The organism is Phytomonospora endophytica (assembly GCF_014202425.1).
GTDB classification, from domain to species: domain Bacteria; phylum Actinomycetota; class Actinomycetes; order Mycobacteriales; family Micromonosporaceae; genus Phytomonospora; species Phytomonospora endophytica.
Genome location: NZ_JACHGT010000005.1, coordinates 481,510 through 499,425, shown reverse-complemented (window position 1 = coordinate 499,425; position 17,916 = coordinate 481,510). Strand labels below are relative to the sequence as shown.

Here is a 17,916-nt window from a genome sequence, read left to right as displayed (position 1 = left end):
GCATGGCGACTTTCTTAACCGCGACCCTCGGCGCGGCGCTACTCGCGCTGCCGTCGAGCGCGGCGGCGGCCTCACCTGACGTGGTGATCGCCGAGGTGTACGGCGGAGGCGGCAACAGCGGCGCCCCGTACGCCAACGACTTCGTCGAGCTCTACAACCGGGGCGCCTCGCCGGTCAGCGTGGCGGGCTGGTCGGTGCACTACGCGTCGGCGTCCGGCACGAGCTGGGCGGCGGCGGCACTGCACGGGTCGATCCCCGCAGGTGGCCGCTACCTGGTGAAACTCGCCGGCGGCACCAGCGGCGGCGCGGCGCTCCCGGCACCGGACGCGTCGGGCGGCATGAACATGTCGGCGACGACCGGCAAGGTCGCGCTGGTCACCTCGACGGCGGCGCTGAGCTGCGGCGCCAACTGTGACACGGCCGCCGGTGTGCGCGACTTCGTCGGCTACGGCAGCGCCAACGACTTCGAGGCGAGCGTGGCGCCGGGCGCGTCGAACACGACCTCCGTCGCGCGCAAGACCGTCACCGCCGACGCCGACGACAACGGCACCGAGTTCGCCGCCGGGGCACCGACCCCGCAGAACATCAACGGTGGCGGCGGCGACGGCGGTGGGACCTGCGATTACCCGTCGACCCGCATCCGCCAGATCCAGGGCGCGACCCACAAGTCGCCGATGTCCGGATCGGCCGTCACCGACGTGCGCGGGGTCGTCACCGCGGTCGGCGCGACCGGCTTCTGGTTCCAGGATCCCTGCCCCGACAGCGATCCGGAGACCTCGGAAGGCGTGCTCGTCTACACGAGCAGCGCGCCGACGGCCAAGGTCGGCGACGAGGTCGCGGTCAAGGCCACCGTCACCGAGTTCCGCCCCGGCGGCACCGCGACGACGAACCTGACCACCACCGAACTCACCGCCCCGACCGTCACGAAGCTCGGCACCCGCACCGTGCCCGCGCCGACGGTCATCGGCGGCGGCGGACGGGTCCCCCCGTCCACCGTCATCGACGATGACGCCAACGGCGACGTCGAAGTCTCCGGCACTTTCGACGCGGCCACCGACGGCATCGACTTCTACGAGTCCCTGGAAGGCATGCGGGTCCAGGTCAGCAACCCCGTGGCCACCGGCCCGAGCACGTCCTTCGGCGAGATCCCCGTCCTCGCCGACGACGGCGCCGGGGCCTCGGTTCGCACGACCCGCAAGGGCATCGCGATCCGCTCGACCGACTTCAACCCCGAGCGGGTCGTCCTCGACGACGCGGTCCTGGCCGGGTCGACGCCCGCCGGCGTCAACGTCGGCGATCACTTCTCCGGCCCCGCCGTCGGCGTGCTCGACTACGCCTTCGGGAACTTCAAGCTGGAGCTGACCGCGGCCCTGACCCGCGTGTCCGGCGGTCTCACCCCCGAGACCACCGCGGCCGCGGGCGCCGGTGAGCTGTCGATCGCGGCGTTCAACGTCGAGAACCTCGACCCGACCGACCCGCAGAGCAAGTTCGACGGGCTCGCCAAGCAGATCGTGACGAACCTGGCCGCGCCGGGCATCATCGCCGTCGAGGAGATCCAGGACAACGACGGCGCCGCGAACAACGGCGTCGTCTCCGCCGACCAGACGTGGGCGAAGCTGATCGCGGCCATCAAGGCGGCGGGCGGTCCCACCTATGACTGGCGCGGTGTCGACCCGGTCAACGGCGCCGACGGCGGCGAGCCGGGTGGCAACATCCGCGTCGGCTTCCTGTTCCGGACCGACAGGGTGCAGTTCGCCGGCGGCACGCCCGGTGGCGCGACGACGGCGGTCACCGCCACGGCGAGCGGCAATGCCGCCGACCCGATCGCGCTGAACGTCAACCCGGGACGGATCAGCCCGGCGAGCGCGGCCTTCAACGCCAGCCGCAAGCCGCTGGTGGGCAAGTTCGTCGCCAACGGCAAGCCCGTCTACGTCATCGCCAACCATTTCAACTCCAAGGGCGGCGACGACCCGCTCTTCGGCCGTAACCAGCCGCCGAAGCGCAGCAGCGAGACGCAGCGAAACCAGCAGGCGCAACTCGTCGCCGACTTCATCGCGAAGATGCGCGCGATCGACACGAACGCGCGCGTGGTGGTCGCCGGGGATCTGAACGACTTCGAATTCTCGGCGACGATCGCGAAGCTGACGGCGGTGGGGATGACGGATCTGCCGTCGACCCTGCCCGACGCCGAGCGCTACACCTACGTGTTCGAGGGCAACTCGCAGGTCCTCGACCACATCCTGATCTCGCCGTCGCTGGTGAGCGCGGGCTACGCCTACGACGTGGTGCACACGAACGCGGAGTTCGCGGGACAGCTGAGCGACCATGATCCGCAGGTCGTGCGGGTGAAGGTCTAGGTGGTGGGCGCCCGGTCTCGGGGCCGGGCGCCCGCCTCACGGTTCGCTCAAGGCGTTCTCCTCGGCCACCGTCGAAGGCCTCCATGACCGGGCTGCGCGGGCAGGCGCCGTGTGTGCGGGTGCGGTCGGGGGGCTCGCCGGGGCTTCTCATCCAGGTCACACGAGCGTCCCCGTCACCGCCTCCTCCGTGACCGCGTAACACACCGCCCGATTGCTGCCGTTGGGCCACAGGTCCGGTAGCGGTAGGTCCGCGGCGGCTGTGACCCCTTCGCGTTCGTCGCCCAGATATGCGGCGACCCTCGCTTCGCAGTGGTCGACGGCGCGGTCGGCCATCTCGGGGATGCCGGGAGCCGGATCGGCCGGGGAGCCGAGCACGAGGACGCCCGGGACCGCTTCACTCCGATGTGGACGGTCGCAGGGCACGGTGACCGTCGCGTCCTTCGTGGCCGGTTCGTCGACGAGGCAGCGGCGGAGCTCGCCGAGGCCCGCGGCGAGTGCGCCGGCGAGGGTGCCGGTGCGGGGGACGGGCTTGTCGTCGGGGCCACGTTCGGCGATGAGGCAGGCGAACCAGCGGTTCCCCGCCTTCCATTCGGCCTCTCCGGCCAGGTAGCTGAGCGTCTCCAGCCTGCTCGCCTCGGCGTCGGGGCTGCCGAGGAACACCGGCAGCGCGGCGGTGCAGACCGGGCGGTAGACCGTGACGTCGGGCAGGTACGCGTCGGCGTCGCCGGCGAACTCCTGCGAGAGCATGACCTGGTACTCGTGCCCGACGGCACAGTCCACGGTGTCGAGCGCCTGCCCGTCGATCTTCAGGCAGTCGCCGGGGCCGTAGGGGCCGGCGCCGTCGGCGGGCAGCGGCGGGCCTGGCGGGGAGGACGCCGGCGGCGATGCCGGAGCATCGGCCTGGATCGCGCCGTTCGGGTGGGAACAGGCGGCCAGCGACCACATCACCGTCAACAGCACGACCGGCAGACGAAGGCGTCTAGGCATACGATCATGCTGCCCTCGACGCCGTGGGAGGGGTCCTAAACCCGTTGTCGCGGCACCCCCGCGAGGCGTTCGGCCAGCGCCACCGTCCGCTCGGCCGCGGCGATCATGGCGCGGTCGGCGAAGCGGCCGTCGGGGAGCACGACGGTGCCCGAGCCGCGGGCTTCGGCGCCGGACAGGGCGTCCAGCAGCGTGCGCGCCTTGTCCACATCGGACTCGGCGGGGCGGAAGGCCGCCGCGATCACCGGGAGCTGCCTCGGGTGGATGGCCGTGCGGCCCAGGAAGCCGAGGGCGCGGCCCCGCGCGCAGGACGCCGCCAGACCGTCCATATCGGACACGTTGGCGTAGGCCGACATCGTCGGCGGCGCCAGGCCCGCGGCGCGGGCGGCGACGACGATCCGGCTGCGCGCGTAGGTCAGCCCCGCCTCGTCGGCGACGTTGAGGTCGGCCGACAGATCGGCCTCACCGAGCCCGACCGAGCGGACCCACGGGTGGGCGGTGGCGATCGCGTGGGCGGCCTCGACACCGGCCGCCGACTCGATCAGGCAGTGCAGTTCGGGCTCGCGGATCGTCAGCGCCGCAACCGAAGCGGCGATGTCGTGGACCTGCTCGCCCGACCCGACCTTCGGCAGCCGCAGACCCGTCAGGCCGCGCGCGTTCGCCACGGCCGCCAGGTCGGCGGCGACGTCGGGCCCGGTCAAGTCGTTGACGCGCACCTGGATCGGCACCGCGCGCGGCTTGGCCAGATAGGCCGCCACCGCTTCACGCGCCGAGGCCTTGTGCGGCGCGGCGACGGCGTCCTCCAGGTCGAGGATCACCGTGTCCGCGCCGGACTCGACGGCCTTGTCGAAGCGGTCGGGCCGGTCCCCCGGCACGTAGAGCAGGGTCAGCGGATCGCTCATATCGCGCCCTTCTCGCGCAGTTCGGCGATCTCGTCGCCGGACAGCCCGAGCTCACCGAGGACGGCCTCGGTGTCGGCCCCGTGTGGGCGCCCGGCGAAGCGGATCTCACCGGGCGTGCCCGACATGCGGAACAGCACGTTCTGCATGGCGACCTCGCCGAGCTCGTCGTCGGGGACACTGTGGACGGTGCCGAGCGCCTGGAACTGCGGATCGGCGATGACATCGTCGATCTCGTACACCGGCGCCACGGCGGCCTGCGCGTCCTCGAAGGCCGCGACGACCTCGCTCGCCGGGCGCGCGCCGACCCACGACGACACCGCCGCGTCGAGCTCGTCGGCGTGCGCGGCCCGGCCGCTGCCGGTGGCGAACCAGTCGGCGTCGATGAAGTCGGGGCGGCCGACCAGCTTGACGACCCGCTCGGCGATGCTCTGCGCGCTCGTCGACACGGCCAGCCAGCGCCCGTCGGCGGTCCGGTAGGTGTTGCGCGGGGCGTTGTTGCTCGACCGGTTCCCGGTGCGCGGCTGCTTGTACCCCAGCTGCGTGTACCAGGTGATCTGCGGCCCGAGCAGCGCCATGATCGGCTCGATGATGGCGAGGTCGACGACCTGCCCGCGTCCGGTGGTGTGCCGGGAGTTCAGGGCCATCGACGTGGCCAGCGCCGTCGACAGCGCGGCGATCCCGTCGGCGAGCCCGAACGGCGGCAGGGTCGGCGGCCCGTCGGGTTCGCCGGTGACGGCGGCGAAGCCGCTCATCGCCTCGGCGAGGGTCCCGAAGCCGGGGCGCGCGGAGTAGGGCCCGAACTGCCCGAAACCCGTGACGCGGGTCAGGATCAGGCCCGGATTGGCCTTCGCGAGCTCCTCGTAGCCCAGGCCCCAGCGTTCGAGGGTGCCCGGCCGGAAGTTCTCGATGATGACGTCGGCCTCGGCGGCCATGCGCAGCAGCACATCGCGACCGTCCGGTGTGGACAGATCGAGGGTCATCGCCCGCTTGTTGCGGCCGAGGACCTTCCACCACAGGCCGACGCCGTCCTTGCTCGGGCCGTGCCCGCGCGAGGGGTCGGGTTTGCGGGGGTGCTCGACCTTGACGACGTCGGCGCCGAAGTCGGCGAGCGTCGCGCCGGCGAGGGGCCCGGCGAAGAGGGTGGCGAGTTCGATGACGCGGACACCGTCGAGTGCGGGGATCACCGTGCGTCCTCCGGAAGGTCGGCGGCGCAACGGAAACCGATCGAGGAGGAGCGGGCGAGCCCGGCGCCGGGGATCAGGAACTTCACGCTGACCTCGGGCGGCTGCGGGCCGCCGTCGAGGTACCAGTCGGAGCCTTCGGCGGCGTAGTCGGCGCCGCCTTTGAGGATCGCGAAGCGGGTGCGCCCGTCGGTGTGCTCGCTCTCGGTCCAGTTCCACACGCGCGGGCCGTCGAGGTCGAGCAGGCCGTCCTCGGCGGCGGCCTGCCACTCGTCCTCGGTGGGCAGGCGCAGACCGGCCCAGGCGGCGTAGGCGCGGGCGTCGGCGAGGTCGACGTGGGTGACCGCCTCGTTCTCGCGGCCGGCCGGGGGCCGGTCGTCCGACCAGTGGTCGCACAGGCGCTCGGAACGCACGGGCCGGTAGCCGGTGTCGGCGAGGAAGTCGGCGTATTCGGCGTTGGTGACCTCGCGGGCGGCGATGGCGTGGCGCGTGAAGGTCACCGGCCGGATGAGGCGGTGGGTGTTGTGCAGGCGCGGAGGCAGCGGCTTCCACTCGTCGACGTAGGGGACCTCGCCGTACAGGCCGGTCTCCCGCAGCCGGTAGCGGACGGTCAGTTCCCGCGCGCCACCGTCCACAACCGACATTCCACTGGGGACGGTCTCGCGGATCGCGCGCGGCGCGGGGGTCCGCACCGCCGAGCGCCGCGGATAGGTCGTGTCGACCGGACCGGTCTCGTGCACCGGCAGGATCACCGGCACCGGGCTGGCGAGGACCGCGGCGACGCCGCCCCCCTCGATCGGCCCGCCGACCGCGACGCGACCGTCCCCCAGCGCGACCGGGGTCAGTTCGGTGCCCGTGGTCAGCTCGTACCAGCGGTGACCGGGCCGCTCGTCGGTCACCAGCCACGGCCCGTCGTGCGCGGCACCGGTGTTCGCGACCGTCCACATCGGAGTGTCGAGGTGATCCCAGCGCGAGGCGTACACGCCGATCCCGTCACCCGGATGGTCGGCGAGGGGCGTCCAGCCACCGTCGCGCAGCCAGGCCGCGTAACCGTTCCAGACCCGGCGCATGGCGCGCAGCAGACCCTTGTCGCGGTCGTTCCAGCCCACCCAGGAACCGAAGACGCTCTCCCACACCAGCATCCCGGCACCGTTCAGCCAGGCCGAGTGCAGCTCACCGGAGTGGTCGCGGTGCCAGCGGCGGGTGTGGTGCGGCATGTGGCGCGGCTCGAACCAGCGCGACCGCAGCACCCCGGGGACCTCGCTGTCGGCGAACCACTGCGCCCACGACATCGGGTGGTCGCACACGCGCTCCAGCGGCAGCCGCGACTCGCCTTCCAGGGCCACCCCGGGACGGACGGCGTCGAGCGCCTCGCGCAGGACCGTGCCGCCCTCCTTCATCGTGTCCAGGAAGACGCCGTCGACGCCCAGCCACTCGACGATCTCGGCGACCGCGGCGACGTCGTCGACGGCCTCACGCCGAGTGCCGACGTCCCAGGGGTTGTAGTCCACGAAGACGCGCACACCGCGCGCCTGGAAGGCCGCCACCAGACCCGGCAGCTCGGGAACCTGCCGGTAGAAGTCGAACTGGTTGCGGTCGTCGACACCGATGACGGGGTAGGCGTGCCAGAGCACGACGCCGTCGAAACCACCGAAGTCGCGCTCGGCGACCTCGCAGAAACGCTCGGGGGTGAAACGGCCCTCGGCGTGGTCGTAGAGCAGCTCGTCCCACAACCAGGCCAGGCACACCACGTAGTTGCTCGCGACCCAGTCGAACTCGGGCCGCGCGTAAAGCTCGTCGTCGTAACCGATCCGCTCGACGGCCTCCGTCCGCCACCGGCTCAGCGCGGCCCGCCAGGCCGGCCACTCGGCGGGGTCCTCCGGCACGGCGAAGATCTTGGCGTCGTCGAGGACGCGCAGATCCGTACCGTCGAGCGGCACCCGCGCCGGACGGTCGATCGGCCGCGGAACGTACGGATTGAAACTCACCGGTAGGTCACCTCGTACAACTCGTCGATCTCGGCTCGGCCGGGCAGCGCACTGGTGGCGCCGGGCCGCTGAACGGTCACTCCCCCGGCGGCGCTCGCCCAGCGGCAGGCGTCGGGCAGGTCGCGGCCCTCGGCCCAGGCGACCGCGAGGGCGCCGGTGAAGGAGTCCCCGGCGGCGGTCGTGTCGACCACGTCGACCTTGGGCGCGTCGATCGCGACCTGCTCGCGATCACGTGCCGCGTAACGGGATCCGGCACCGCCGAGGGTCAAGACCACGTGCGGGACGGTCGTCAGGAGCGCGGCGGCCAGCTCGGCCGGATCGCCCCCCTCGACACTCGCCAGCATCGCGGCCTCCCCCTCGTTGACCACCAGAAGGTCTACAAGGGACAGTAGCTCCGGCGGCAGCGCGCGTGCCGGAGCGGCGTTCAAGATCACGCGGGTGCCGGCGTCGTGGGCCGCACGGGCCGCCTCCAGCACGGCCAGCAGCGGCACCTCCAGCTGGCAGACCAGGACCGAGGCCGCGCCGATGCGGCCGCGGTCCTCCACGGTCAGGTGCTTCAGCTCGCCGTTGGCGCCCGGGGCCACGACGATGCTGTTCTCACCGGCGTCGTCGACGGCGATCAGCGCGACGCCCGAAGGGCCCGGCACCGTGCGCAGGCCGTCGGTGTCGAGGCCGGACAGCTCCAGCGCCGACCGCAGCTCGGCGCCGAAGCCGTCGGAGCCGACGGCGCCGATGAAGGCGGTACGCCCCCCGGCCCTGGCGGCGGCGACGGCCTGATTGGCGCCCTTGCCGCCCGGAACGGTGCTGAATCCATGCCCCAGCACGGTCTCCCCCGGCGCGGGCAGGGTCGGTGCGGTGGCGACGAGGTCCATGTTGACGCTGCCGACCACGGTCACTTCAAGGCTCATGCGCCTCACTCTGCCTTGCCCGGCACCAGCGCGAGAGTCCGCTCGGCGAGGACGTCGAAGCCGATGCCGTCGAGGCCCGGGATGGAGGTGGCCAGACGGTTGCGCAAGGGCGCCGTCCAGCGCTCCGGCAGGGCTTCGGCCCCGAGCAGCGCGCCCAGGATCCCGCCGACCGTGGCGCCGTTGGAGTCGGTGTCCCAGCCACCGGTCACCGTGGCGCAGATCGTCGCCTCGAAGTCCCCGCGCCCGTGCACCAGCGCGGCCGTGACCAGTGCGGCGTTGTTCACGACGTGGACCCAGTGCAGGTGCCCGTGCCGTTCGTGGAGCACGTCGAGGACCTTCGCCCAGTCCGCCTCCGACGACGCCAGCTCCCGGGCCTCACGAACCGCGACGGCGATGCGCGACTCCGGTGGCAGCACGCCGATCCCGGCGTCGAGCACGTCGTCCACAGTGGACGATGCCACCGCCGCCGCGCCCATCGCGGCGGCGAACATCGCGCCGTAGACGCCGTTGCGGACGTGGCTGACGACCGCGTCCCGGTAGGCCAGGGACGCCGCCGTCGCCGGGTCGCCCGGATGCGCCCACCCGTACACGTCGGTGCGGATCTGCGCGCCGATCCATTCCGCGAAGGGGTTTCCCGTCGTCGCGGTCGCCGGCGGAACGAGACCCGACAGCAGGTTGCGGTAGGCCACCCGCTCGGCGGTGAAGGTCCGCCCGGCCGGAAGCAGGTCCAGCCAGGACTGCGCCACCGCCTCCGGGGTGATCGCGCCGCCCTTCTCCTCCAGCAGGAGCAGGGCCATCAACGGGTAGTTGAGGTCGTCGTCCTCGGGCATCCCGTCGATGTTCTCGGCGAGGCTGGTGGCCTTGCTGCGCCGGTTCCACGGCCGCCGCGCGGCCACGTCCGAGGGCAGTCCCACGGCGGTGAAGTAGCCCGACAGCGGCCACGAGTCCGTGGCCCGCAGGATCTCCTCGATCCCCTCACGCGGCAGCCCTTCGACGGGCTTGCCGAGCACGCAGCCGACGGCACGGCCCAGCCAGGCGCCGTGCAGCCGGTCGAGGGTCGTGCCCGCCGGCCGCCCGGACGACTCGCCGAAGGACCACCCGGCGGCGATCTCGTCGAGGCCCGACGGCTCGCCGGGCCGGTCCGCCGCCTGCACGGCGTCCAGCTCGGCGAGCAGGACAGCGGCCAGCGCCCGCAGCTCGGGTGCGGCCTCCACCGGCGAGGCGCCCTTGGGCGGCGGGACCGCGGCGCCCCCGGCCGCGGTCCAGCGACGCTCGACGGCGTCGGCGCTGGCACCGTGCCCGTCGAGACGGGCGGTGGCCAGCGCGTGGGGAACCAGGTCCTCTGGCTGGATCCAGGTGATGCGCACTAGTCCCCCGCGGCCTCGGCCAGCGCGGCGAAGCGCCCGGCGCGCGTCCGCCAGCGGCTTTCGTCGGCGGCGAAGATCTCGGTGGCGACCTCCGCGAGCGCGACGGCCGGTGCGACCAGGTCGACGCGGCTGGCCTCGGCGACCTTGTCCGACCAGTCGGTCGGGACGGCCTTGGAGCCGTTGAGGGCACCGGCGAGGGCACCGGCCATGGTGGCGGTCGAGTCGGCGTCGCGGCCGTAGTTCACCGAACCGAGAACGGCCTTGGCGAAGTCGCCGTCGGCGATGAGCAGCATCCCGAGCGCGGCCGGGAGCTCCTCGATGGTGTGCAGGCGGCTCGGGCGGCGGGCACCCAGACCAGGGTTGCGGTACTCCTCGCCGACGGTGTCGAAGGGCGCGATCGCCCGTCGCAGGTCGCCGATGGACTCCAGGCAGTCGGTCTTGCCGGCGACGGCGTCGCGGACCGCTTCGATGGCGGCCCGGGTGCCGTCCTTGGCGACCGACAGGGCCGCCTCCACGACGGACGCCGGGTCCGCGCCGGGTGTCATGGCCTCGGCGACCGCGGCGGCGAAGACGCCGGCGGCCTCGCGGCCGTAACTGGCCTGGTGCGTGCCGGAGATCTCGATCGCCTCGGCGTAGGCCCCGGCGGGGTTGCCGGCGTTGACGATCCCGACCGGCGCCATGTACATCGCCGCACCGCAGTTGACGATGTTGCCGACGCCGGCCTCACGCGGGTCGGCGTGGGCGTGGAACAGGCGCGCGACGAGGTGCCGCTCGGCGAGGGCGAGCCGGTGCAGGGTGACGGCCTCGCGCTCCATGTCGGGGATGTAGACGCGGTGGCCGATGAGGTCGGGGACCAGGTGGTCGGCGATGTCGAAGGCGTCGAGGTGGTCCCGGCGGACGGCGTACACGCGGATCAGGGCGTGCGTCATCAAGGTGTCGTCGGTGATGTGACCGTCGCCCTTGTGGTACGGCGCGGTGGGCCTCGCCGTCCTCCAGTCCTCGTGGAAGGGGCCGACGACGCCGTCGACCCATCCGCCGAAGCGGGCCTTGATCTGTTCGGGGAGGGCGCCTTCGGTGGCGCCGCCGAGGGCATCGCCCACGGCGGCGCCGACGAGGCAGCCGGTCGACCTGTCCACCAATGCGGCACTGGTCACGATGCGTTCCCTCCAAAGGGGACGTTGGGCTGGCTCACGGAACGAGTCGGCACGGTCATTTGATGATGTCCGCGCCGCCGTCGACGAGTCTCTTGCCGAGTTCGTCGAGGGTGATGGTGTCGGCGAAGTACTCCTGGAAGGCCGGGGTGGCGATCTTCGACTTCCACTCGGAGAACTCCGGGACGGTCTGGAAGGGGGCCAGGACCAGCGAGTTCGCGCTGGCGACGGCGACGTCCCAGCCGTCCTTGCCCTCGGTGGAGGCGACGAGCTGCTCACCGGCGGTCTTGCCGGTCGGGATCAGCCAGTCGCCCTTGGCGAGTTCGGCCTGGTTGGCCGGGGACAGGAAGTTCGCCATGAACTGCATGGCCTCGTCCTTGTGCTCCGAGGCCTCGGAGATGGACAGGGTCTGCGGGTTGGCCGACTGGTTCTGGCTCAGGCCCTTCAGCGGCGGGAGGGTGACCCACTCGAAGCCTTCGGGGGCCTGCTCGACCATCTGCTGGCGCAGGTAGATCGAGCCGGGGAGCATGGCGTACTTGCCGCCGAAGAAGCCGGGCAGGGGGTCGGTGCCGCCCATGCCGAGGGCGTCGGGGGCGGCCGACTTGTCGGTGTAGACCATGTCGTGGATGCGGCGCGGGACTTCCTGCTCGGCGGGGCCGAAGACGACGGAGTTCTTGCCGTCGGTGTTCTGGAAGTACTTGCCGTCGTAGTTGAGGCCGAGGTTCAGCACGCGGTTGACGGGCTGCTTGAGCGGCCAGGCGGTCCCGAAGGTGTCGCCCTTGGTGAGCTTCTTGGCGTTGACGGCGAACTCGTCCCAGGTCCACGGCGCGTCGGCGGTGGGGACGGGGATCGAGGCCTCGTCGAGGAGCTTCTTGTTGGCGATGACGACCTGCGACTCCAGCAGGAACGGCACGCCGAAGACGGCGCCGTCGGGGGTGGTGACGGTGTCCCAGACGTTCTGGCCGATCTCACCCTTCAGGTCGGCGGGGACGATGTCCTTGAGGTCGGCGAGGTACCCCATCTGCGCGAACTGCCCGGAGAGGGCGGCCTCGTAGTGGATGATGTCGGGCGCGTCGCCGCCTTCGAAGGAGGTGAGCAGCTGGTCGTGCACCGAGTCCCAGGAGCCCTGTACGTACTCGATCTGGATGTCGCTGTGGGCGGCGTTCCAGTCGTTGACGAGCTTCTGGTTGGCCGCGACGGAGGCTTCCTGCCAGGCCAGGCTCAGAAAGCGCAGCTTGACCGGGCCGTCGGCCGAGTCGTCGCCGCTGCCGCAGGCGGTCAGCGAACCGACCGCCATGGTGGCGGCCAGGGCCACCGCCGCGACTTTGCGGGGGGTGAGGCGCTTCATTGCGAACTCCTTGGTGTGTATCTCTGGGGGTGGTGGGGGGTCAGCCTTTGACGGCGCCGGCGAGGCCGCCGGAGGTGAGCCGGCGTTGCAGGAACGCGAAGAAGATCAGGCTGGGTACGGTCGCCATGAGCGATCCGGCGGCCAGTGGCCCGAGCCGCGCGATCCCCTCGATGCCGACGAACTTGGCGAGTTCCAGCGGAAGCGTGGCCAGTTCGGGTCGTTTGAGGAGCACCAGGGCGAAGAAGAACTCGTTCCAGGAGCTGATGAAGGCGAACAGGGTCACCGCGACGACGCCGGGGGCGAGCAGCGGGGCGACGATCCGCCAGAGGGTCTGGAATCTCGACGCGCCGTCCATCGCCGCGGCCTCCTCCAGTTCGCGGGGGATGCCGCGGACGAAGCCCTGGAGCATCCACAGCGCGAAGGGCAGCGACCAGGTGACGTAGACCAGGATCAGCCCGAAGAGGCTGTTGGTCAGGCTCGCGCCCTTGAGGATGATGAACAGCGGGATGACCAGCAGGATGAACGGGAACAGCTGGGACAGCAGGATCCACGCGGTCGCCAGGGTGTTGATCCTGCTGCGGACCCGGGCGAGGGCGTAGGCGGCCGGGAGCGCGATGACGACGGTGAGGACCGCCGAACCGACGGAGACCTGGAGGCTGTTCCAGGCCGCGCGCGCCAGGTGCTGCTGTTCGAAGGCGCTGGTGTAGTTGTCGAGGGTCGGTTCGCGGGGAATGAGGCTCGGGTGGAGTTCGACGACCTCCTGCGGGGTCTTGAACGACGTGGAGAGCATCCACAGCAGGGGGAAGGCGAGGAAGGCGATGTACCCGAGGAGCGCGAGGTACTGCAGGGCGCGGGTGAGCGGTTTGGAGCGGTTCATGCGTTGACCTCCCGCATCCGGCGGCGCAGGTAGAAGAACAGGAGGACGACGATGATCAGGACCATGACGTTGCCCATCGCCGCGGCGGTCCCGAAGTGGCCGAACTTGAAGGCCTCCTCGTAGGCGAAGAGCATCGGCAGCATCGTCTTGCCGCCGGGCCCGCCGGTGGTCAGGACGTAGACCAGGCCGAAGGAGTTGAAGTTCCAGATGAAGTCCAGCGAGGTGATCGCCACGATCACCGGCCGCAGTTGCGGGAGCGTGATGCTCCAGAAGCGGCGCCAGGTGCTCGCGCCGTCGACGGCGGCGGCCTCGTTGAGTTCGGCGGGCACGCCCTGGAGTCCGGCGAGGAGCACGACGGTCGTCTGCGGCATCCCGGCCCACACGCCGACGACGATGACCGCGGGCAGGGCGGTGCTGAAGTCGCCGAGCCAGTTCGTGGCCAGGTCGCCCATGCCGACGCGGTAGAGCGCCTCGTTGACCAGGCCGGCGTCGGGGTGGTAGACGAGTTGCCACATGATGCCGACGATCACCGGCGGCATCGCCCAGGGCACCAGCGCGAGGGTGCGGGTCAGCCACTGGAGGCGCAGGTTCAGGTTGAGCAGCAGGGCGAGGCCGAGGGCGGCCAGGAACTGCAGGATCGTGACGCTGAAGGCCCAGATCAGGCCGATCTTGAACGAGGCCCAGAACAGGTCGTTGGACAGCAGTTCGGTGTAGTTCTCGATCCCGGTGAAGTGGGTGGTCTGGTTGAGTCCGGCGCGGGCGTCGGTGAAGCCGAGGTAGATGCCGTTGAGCAGCGGCACGACCGACAGGATGAGCACCGGCGCGAGGGCGGGGAGGACGAGGAAGTACGCGTACCTGTTATGGGACAGGCGCTTCTTGCGCGCCAGTGGCAGCTCTTCGTTGAGCGTTGTCATTGCGGGGCCTGATCCATCGGAGGGGCGTGAAACAGTGCGGTCGGTCCGCCGCCGCGGGGCCGGCGGGTGCCGGCCCATCCCCGCGACGGTCGCTGCCCGGTGAGGACGCGGACGGGGACGGCGTCCCCGGGAGGGGCCGCCGCGTGCAGGCAGGCGTTGCCGCCGAGGGCGTGGCAGGCGCAGGTGAGGGCCCGGTCGGGTCCTTCTTCGACGACGAAGCTCATGGGTTCTCCTGTTTCGCCGCGGTGTCGCTGGAGGCGCGGACGACGAGCGTGGGGGCGACGGTGACGCGCTGCGCCGGCCGTCCCGGCTCGGCGAGCCGGGCGAGGAGCAGTTCGGCTGCCAGCCGTCCGCGTTCGGCCGAGCCGAGCGACACGCTCGACAGTTGCGGGAAGGACATCTCGGCGAGGTCGGTGTCGTCCATGCCGACGAGCGCGACCTCCTCGCCGACGCGTTTGCCGGCGGCGAGGAGGGCGTGCAGCGCGCCGACGGCGATGAGGTCGTTGGCGCACAGGATCGCGTCGGGTTCGGCGCGGTCCAGCAGGCGCCGGGTGGCGGCGCGCCCGGCGGCGTAGTGGAAGTCGGCGGGTTCGACGAGTTCGGGGTCGAAGGGCAGTCCGGCGGCGTCGAGCGCGTCGAGGTAGCCGGCCTGGCGGGCCGCGCCGGGGACGGTGTCGAGGGGTCCGTTGACGAAGCCGATGCGGCGGCGTCCGCCGGCGACGAGGTGGTCGATGGCCAGGCCGACGCCGGTGTGGGAGTCGGCGCGGACGTTGTCGATCGGTTTGGTGGTGGGCATGTCGTCGGGCAGTGAACCGACCACGACGACGGGCGTCGGGACGCGGGCGAGGGCGGCGAGGTGCGCGTCGGTGATGCGGATCGGGCTGATCACCAGTCCGTCGACATAGCGGCGGGCGAGGCCGTCGAGGAGCTCGACCTCACCGGCCACGTCGGCTCCGGTGGCGTGCACCTGGAGCCGGTAGCCCGCACCGGCGGCGACCTCTTCGATCGCGCGCATCATCGCCACGTACACGGGATTTCCGATGTCCTCCACCGCGAGTGCCAGCATGTCGGTCCGTTGCGCCTGCAGGGAGCGGGCGACGGCGTTCGGGACGTACCCCACGGAGGCCGCGGCCTCGCGCACCCGGCGTTCGGTCTCGACGCTGGCGCCGTGTCCATTGAGGACACGTGACGCCGAGGCGATCGACACTCCGGCCATGGCGGCTACCGTACGGACGGTCGGGGGCCCGCCACCATCAGTGCGCTGTAAACGTTTCCGGCTCACACCACACCTCATCTTGTTTCGCGACTGTAAACGTTTCCGCACAGTCTTGCCCGGGCTCAGGAGCTCGTCAAGGGGTGGAACGGTTCGAGTTCGAGAAATGTGCAGACGGGGCTCAGGCGGTGTTCTCACGCGCGTCGAGTTCCCGCAGCTGGCCCGCCACGCCGGTGGCGGCGGGGCTGCGCAGGACCGAGTAGATGGCGAGGGCCTCGCCGAGCAGCCGCCGGGCCCGGACCGAATCCGCCGCACCGGCCGCCGCGGTCCCCTGCCCACGCAGGGCTGTGCCCAGCCCGAAACGGTTGCCCAGCTCCGTGAAGATCTCCTCCGCGGTCCGGTAGGCCGCCTCGGCCTCCGGCCAGCGCTCCTCCAGCACCGCCACCGCGCCCCGGCCGAGGTGGGCGTTGGCCTCGCCGTTACGGTCGCCGAGTTCGGCGTAGGTCGCGGCCGCCTCGGCGTAGCGCGACTCCGCCTCGGACGGCGCGCCCAGAGCCCTGTGGACGTCACCGATCCCACGCAGCGCGTTGGCCCGCTGGAGCGGGTCGCCGAGCTCGGCGGCCGCCGCGAAACGCTCCAGCGCCTCCGGGTGGCGGCGCTGAAGTCGCAGGACATGACCCAGCCCGACCAGCGCCCTGGCCTGCACCGGGGTGTCCCCGGCCGCACCGGCCTGCTCGGCGGCCTGCTCGAAGTACCTGGCCCCGTCCTCCAGTTCGCCTTTGAGTCGCGAGACGTGCCCCAGCCCGACCGAGGCCTTGATGAGACCCCCGACGTCATCGCGGCGCTCGAAGATGACCACCGCCCGGCGGCAGAGTTCCAGCGAACGGTCCCACTCGCCCTGGAGCCTGGCCACCTCACCGAGCCCGAGCAGGGCATGGGCGTGCCGGGCGTCGTCTCCCCCGTCGAGGTACACCTCGGCGGCGCGCCCGAAGACCGTCGCGGCGTCGGTGAAGCGGCCGAAGGCGAAGAACCTCTCCCCCACCCGCGAGGCCAGCTCGGCGTGCGCGCCGGTGCGGCCGGCGAGCGCGGTGTCGCCGATGTTGTCCAGCTCGGTCTCCACCCAGCGGCGGTCTCCGCCGTTCGGCTCGTCGAGCCGCTGCCGGTAGTAGGCCGACAGCTCATCCCGGATCGGGGTGAGCTCGCCTTCGGACCTGGCCTGGTGGGCGGCGTAGGCGCGCAGGATGTCGTGGGCGGTGTACGCCGGCGGGCGGGGATCGGCGGCCGGCCGGTGGTGCCGCCGGGCGAGACCGACGTCGACCAGGTCCTCCATCAGGTCGACGGCCTCGTCGAGCTCGCAGCCGAGGATCGCCGCGGCCACCTCGCCGGTGGCGAAGCGGCCCGGATGGGCGCCCAGGAAACGGAAGGCGTAGCGCTGATCGGCACCAAGGTGCAGGTAGGAGCCGTCGAGGCGGTCGAAGAAGGCCTGCTGGGTGCGCCGGTGCCCGACGGGTTCGACGCCGCTGAGTTCGGCGACGATCTCGCCGAGTCCCCGGCGTCCGGCGCGGATCTGCTTGGCGTGGGCCTTGATCAGGATCGGCACGTCCAGGTCGGCTTCGAGCAGCCGCCGGACCAGGTCCTCGTCGTGGCCGTCTCCGGCGATGCCGGTGAACAGGTCGCGGGCGGCCTCGCGCTCCAGCGACCGCAGCCGCAGGGGGTCGGCGCCGTCGACGTCGATGTCGTGGCGGGTGGTCAGGATGGTCGCGCAACCGCTCTGCCACAGCAGCAGCGGTTCGATCTGCGCCAGGGAACGGACGTTGTCCCACACCATCAGCAGTTCGCGGTCGGCGGTGCTCTCCTGCCAGGCGCTCATCCGCCCCACCGCGCTGAGCTGCTCGACACCGGCGCTGGACAGGTCGTCGCGGATCGTCGGCAGGATCTTGACCAGGGCCTGGTCGGCCGAGTCGGGGGCGCGGCCGACGGCGTAGGACTGGAAGTCGTAGAAGATGGCGCCGTCGCGGTAGCGGGAGGCGTGCTTCTGGGCGTAGGCGACGGCGAGCGCGGTCTTCCCGATCCCGCCGACGCCGCCGACGACCTGGACCCGGCCACCGCGTTCGCCGGGGGTGAGCGCGTCGGCGAGGCGGGTCAGTTCGTCGCGGCGGCCGACGAAGCGGGTGCCGGGGGTGCCGGGGTGCCAGTAGTCGCGGAGCCGTTCGGGTCTGCGGGCCGTTGGCTGCTGGAGGCAGGTGAGTTTGAAGTCCATCCACAATGGAGCGAGGATCCGCTCCCCGCGGGTGGCCTCCCGGCGGATCCGGTGGAGGACGGCCTCACAGAGCGCGGCGGCGAGCGGGTGGGAGGCGTCGATCTCCTCGGGCAGCCCGGTCTCGCCGACCGGGGACTCGGTCTCGGCGATCCAGACGCGGACGGCGTCGACGAGACCCGCGAGGCCGGTGCCGTCGACCAGGGGCAGGCGGGCGTCCTCGCGTTCGAGGAGCGCGAGTTCGACCTGCCGCGCCCCTTCGGGGTCGTCGTGATGGACGTCGGCCACGGCGGCGGCGACACCGCTCTTCACGGCGACGGCGAGGGCCTTGCGCACGTCCGGGGCGTCCTGATCGCGGCGCATCCGGGCGCCGATCACGGCCACCGTCTTCTTGGCGAGGCCGCGGGCGACCCACGTGGTCAAGGCGGTGCTGACGGGATCCATCCGGCCGCTGCTCTTTTCGGTCCAC

At 71.9% G+C, this 17,916-nt stretch carries 14 protein-coding genes; 1 reads left to right on the top strand and 13 read right to left on the bottom strand.

All coding sequences use genetic code 11. The annotated features are described in order from the left end of the window. Nucleotides 1-2: 2 nt before the first annotated feature. Nucleotides 3-2,357, top strand: coding sequence for a DUF8508 domain-containing protein (locus HNR73_RS14210; RefSeq protein WP_203686509.1), 2,355 nt, complete (start codon nucleotides 3-5; stop codon nucleotides 2,355-2,357). A gap of 156 nt (nucleotides 2,358-2,513) precedes the next feature. Here HNR73_RS14210 and HNR73_RS14205 read toward each other — a convergent pair whose 3' ends face one another. The 13 genes from HNR73_RS14205 to HNR73_RS14145 form a co-directional block, all read right to left on the bottom strand. Then, nucleotides 2,514-3,344: a septum formation family protein gene (locus HNR73_RS14205; protein ID WP_184787876.1), complete on the bottom strand. Its 831-nt coding sequence runs from the start codon at nucleotides 3,342-3,344 to the stop codon at nucleotides 2,514-2,516. Nucleotides 3,345-3,379: 35 nt separating this feature from the next. Continuing rightward, nucleotides 3,380-4,243: an HpcH/HpaI aldolase/citrate lyase family protein gene (locus tag HNR73_RS14200; protein WP_184787875.1), complete on the bottom strand. Its 864-nt coding sequence runs from the start codon at nucleotides 4,241-4,243 to the stop codon at nucleotides 3,380-3,382. Continuing rightward, nucleotides 4,240-5,427: a CaiB/BaiF CoA transferase family protein gene (locus HNR73_RS14195; RefSeq protein WP_203686507.1), complete on the bottom strand. Its 1,188-nt coding sequence runs from the start codon at nucleotides 5,425-5,427 to the stop codon at nucleotides 4,240-4,242. The genes HNR73_RS14200 and HNR73_RS14195 overlap by 4 nt, the downstream gene beginning before the upstream one ends. Beyond that, nucleotides 5,424-7,412 (bottom strand): SUMF1/EgtB/PvdO family nonheme iron enzyme, encoded by a 1,989-nt coding sequence (locus HNR73_RS40720; protein WP_184787873.1) that lies wholly within the window; start codon nucleotides 7,410-7,412, stop codon nucleotides 5,424-5,426. Before HNR73_RS40720 ends, HNR73_RS14195 begins: the two co-directional genes overlap by 4 nt. Then, nucleotides 7,409-8,320, bottom strand: a complete 912-nt coding sequence (locus HNR73_RS14185; RefSeq protein WP_184787872.1) for a ribokinase — start codon at nucleotides 8,318-8,320, stop codon at nucleotides 7,409-7,411. The genes HNR73_RS40720 and HNR73_RS14185 overlap by 4 nt, the downstream gene beginning before the upstream one ends. Before the next feature lie 5 nt (nucleotides 8,321-8,325). Next, nucleotides 8,326-9,687 (bottom strand): ADP-ribosylglycohydrolase family protein, encoded by a 1,362-nt coding sequence (locus tag HNR73_RS14180; RefSeq protein ID WP_184787871.1) that lies wholly within the window; start codon nucleotides 9,685-9,687, stop codon nucleotides 8,326-8,328. Then, nucleotides 9,687-10,841: an ADP-ribosylglycohydrolase family protein gene (locus tag HNR73_RS14175; RefSeq protein WP_239122221.1), complete on the bottom strand. Its 1,155-nt coding sequence runs from the start codon at nucleotides 10,839-10,841 to the stop codon at nucleotides 9,687-9,689. The genes HNR73_RS14180 and HNR73_RS14175 overlap by 1 nt, the downstream gene beginning before the upstream one ends. Before the next feature lie 55 nt (nucleotides 10,842-10,896). Then, a complete protein-coding gene (locus HNR73_RS14170) occupies nucleotides 10,897-12,186 on the bottom strand; it encodes an ABC transporter substrate-binding protein (protein ID WP_184787870.1) in 1,290 nt (429 codons plus the stop codon). A gap of 40 nt (nucleotides 12,187-12,226) precedes the next feature. Then, on the bottom strand, nucleotides 12,227-13,063 hold the full coding sequence (locus HNR73_RS14165; RefSeq protein ID WP_184787869.1) for a carbohydrate ABC transporter permease: 837 nt from the start codon (nucleotides 13,061-13,063) through the stop codon (nucleotides 12,227-12,229). Next, nucleotides 13,060-13,977 carry a carbohydrate ABC transporter permease gene (locus HNR73_RS14160; RefSeq protein WP_184787868.1) on the bottom strand — a complete coding sequence of 306 codons (918 nt, stop codon included), beginning with the start codon at nucleotides 13,975-13,977 and terminating at the stop codon, nucleotides 13,060-13,062. Before HNR73_RS14160 ends, HNR73_RS14165 begins: the two co-directional genes overlap by 4 nt. Then, nucleotides 13,974-14,201 carry a hypothetical protein gene (locus HNR73_RS14155; protein ID WP_184787867.1) on the bottom strand — a complete coding sequence of 76 codons (228 nt, stop codon included), beginning with the start codon at nucleotides 14,199-14,201 and terminating at the stop codon, nucleotides 13,974-13,976. The genes HNR73_RS14160 and HNR73_RS14155 overlap by 4 nt, the downstream gene beginning before the upstream one ends. Further along, a complete protein-coding gene (locus tag HNR73_RS14150; protein ID WP_184787866.1) occupies nucleotides 14,198-15,271 on the bottom strand; it encodes a LacI family DNA-binding transcriptional regulator in 1,074 nt (357 codons plus the stop codon). Before HNR73_RS14150 ends, HNR73_RS14155 begins: the two co-directional genes overlap by 4 nt. A gap of 100 nt (nucleotides 15,272-15,371) precedes the next feature. Further along, nucleotides 15,372-17,891, bottom strand: a complete 2,520-nt coding sequence (locus HNR73_RS14145) for a tetratricopeptide repeat protein (RefSeq protein WP_184787865.1) — start codon at nucleotides 17,889-17,891, stop codon at nucleotides 15,372-15,374. Between the last annotated feature and the right edge of the window lie 25 nt (nucleotides 17,892-17,916).

Coding starts and splice junctions, on each gene's coding strand:
- HNR73_RS14210 (WP_203686509.1), top strand. CDS start 3: ATGGCGACTTTCTTAACCGCGACCCTCGGCGCGGCGCTACTCGCGCTG.
- HNR73_RS14205 (WP_184787876.1), bottom strand. CDS start 3,344: ATGCCTAGACGCCTTCGTCTGCCGGTCGTGCTGTTGACGGTGATGTGG.
- HNR73_RS14200 (WP_184787875.1), bottom strand. CDS start 4,243: ATGAGCGATCCGCTGACCCTGCTCTACGTGCCGGGGGACCGGCCCGAC.
- HNR73_RS14185 (WP_184787872.1), bottom strand. CDS start 8,320: ATGAGCCTTGAAGTGACCGTGGTCGGCAGCGTCAACATGGACCTCGTC.
- HNR73_RS14170 (WP_184787870.1), bottom strand. CDS start 12,186: ATGAAGCGCCTCACCCCCCGCAAAGTCGCGGCGGTGGCCCTGGCCGCC.
- HNR73_RS14165 (WP_184787869.1), bottom strand. CDS start 13,063: ATGAACCGCTCCAAACCGCTCACCCGCGCCCTGCAGTACCTCGCGCTC.
- HNR73_RS14160 (WP_184787868.1), bottom strand. CDS start 13,977: ATGACAACGCTCAACGAAGAGCTGCCACTGGCGCGCAAGAAGCGCCTG.
- HNR73_RS14155 (WP_184787867.1), bottom strand. CDS start 14,201: ATGAGCTTCGTCGTCGAAGAAGGACCCGACCGGGCCCTCACCTGCGCC.
- HNR73_RS14150 (WP_184787866.1), bottom strand. CDS start 15,271: ATGAGGTGTGGTGTGAGCCGGAAACGTTTACAGCGCACTGATGGTGGC.
- HNR73_RS14145 (WP_184787865.1), bottom strand. CDS start 17,891: ATGGATCCCGTCAGCACCGCCTTGACCACGTGGGTCGCCCGCGGCCTC.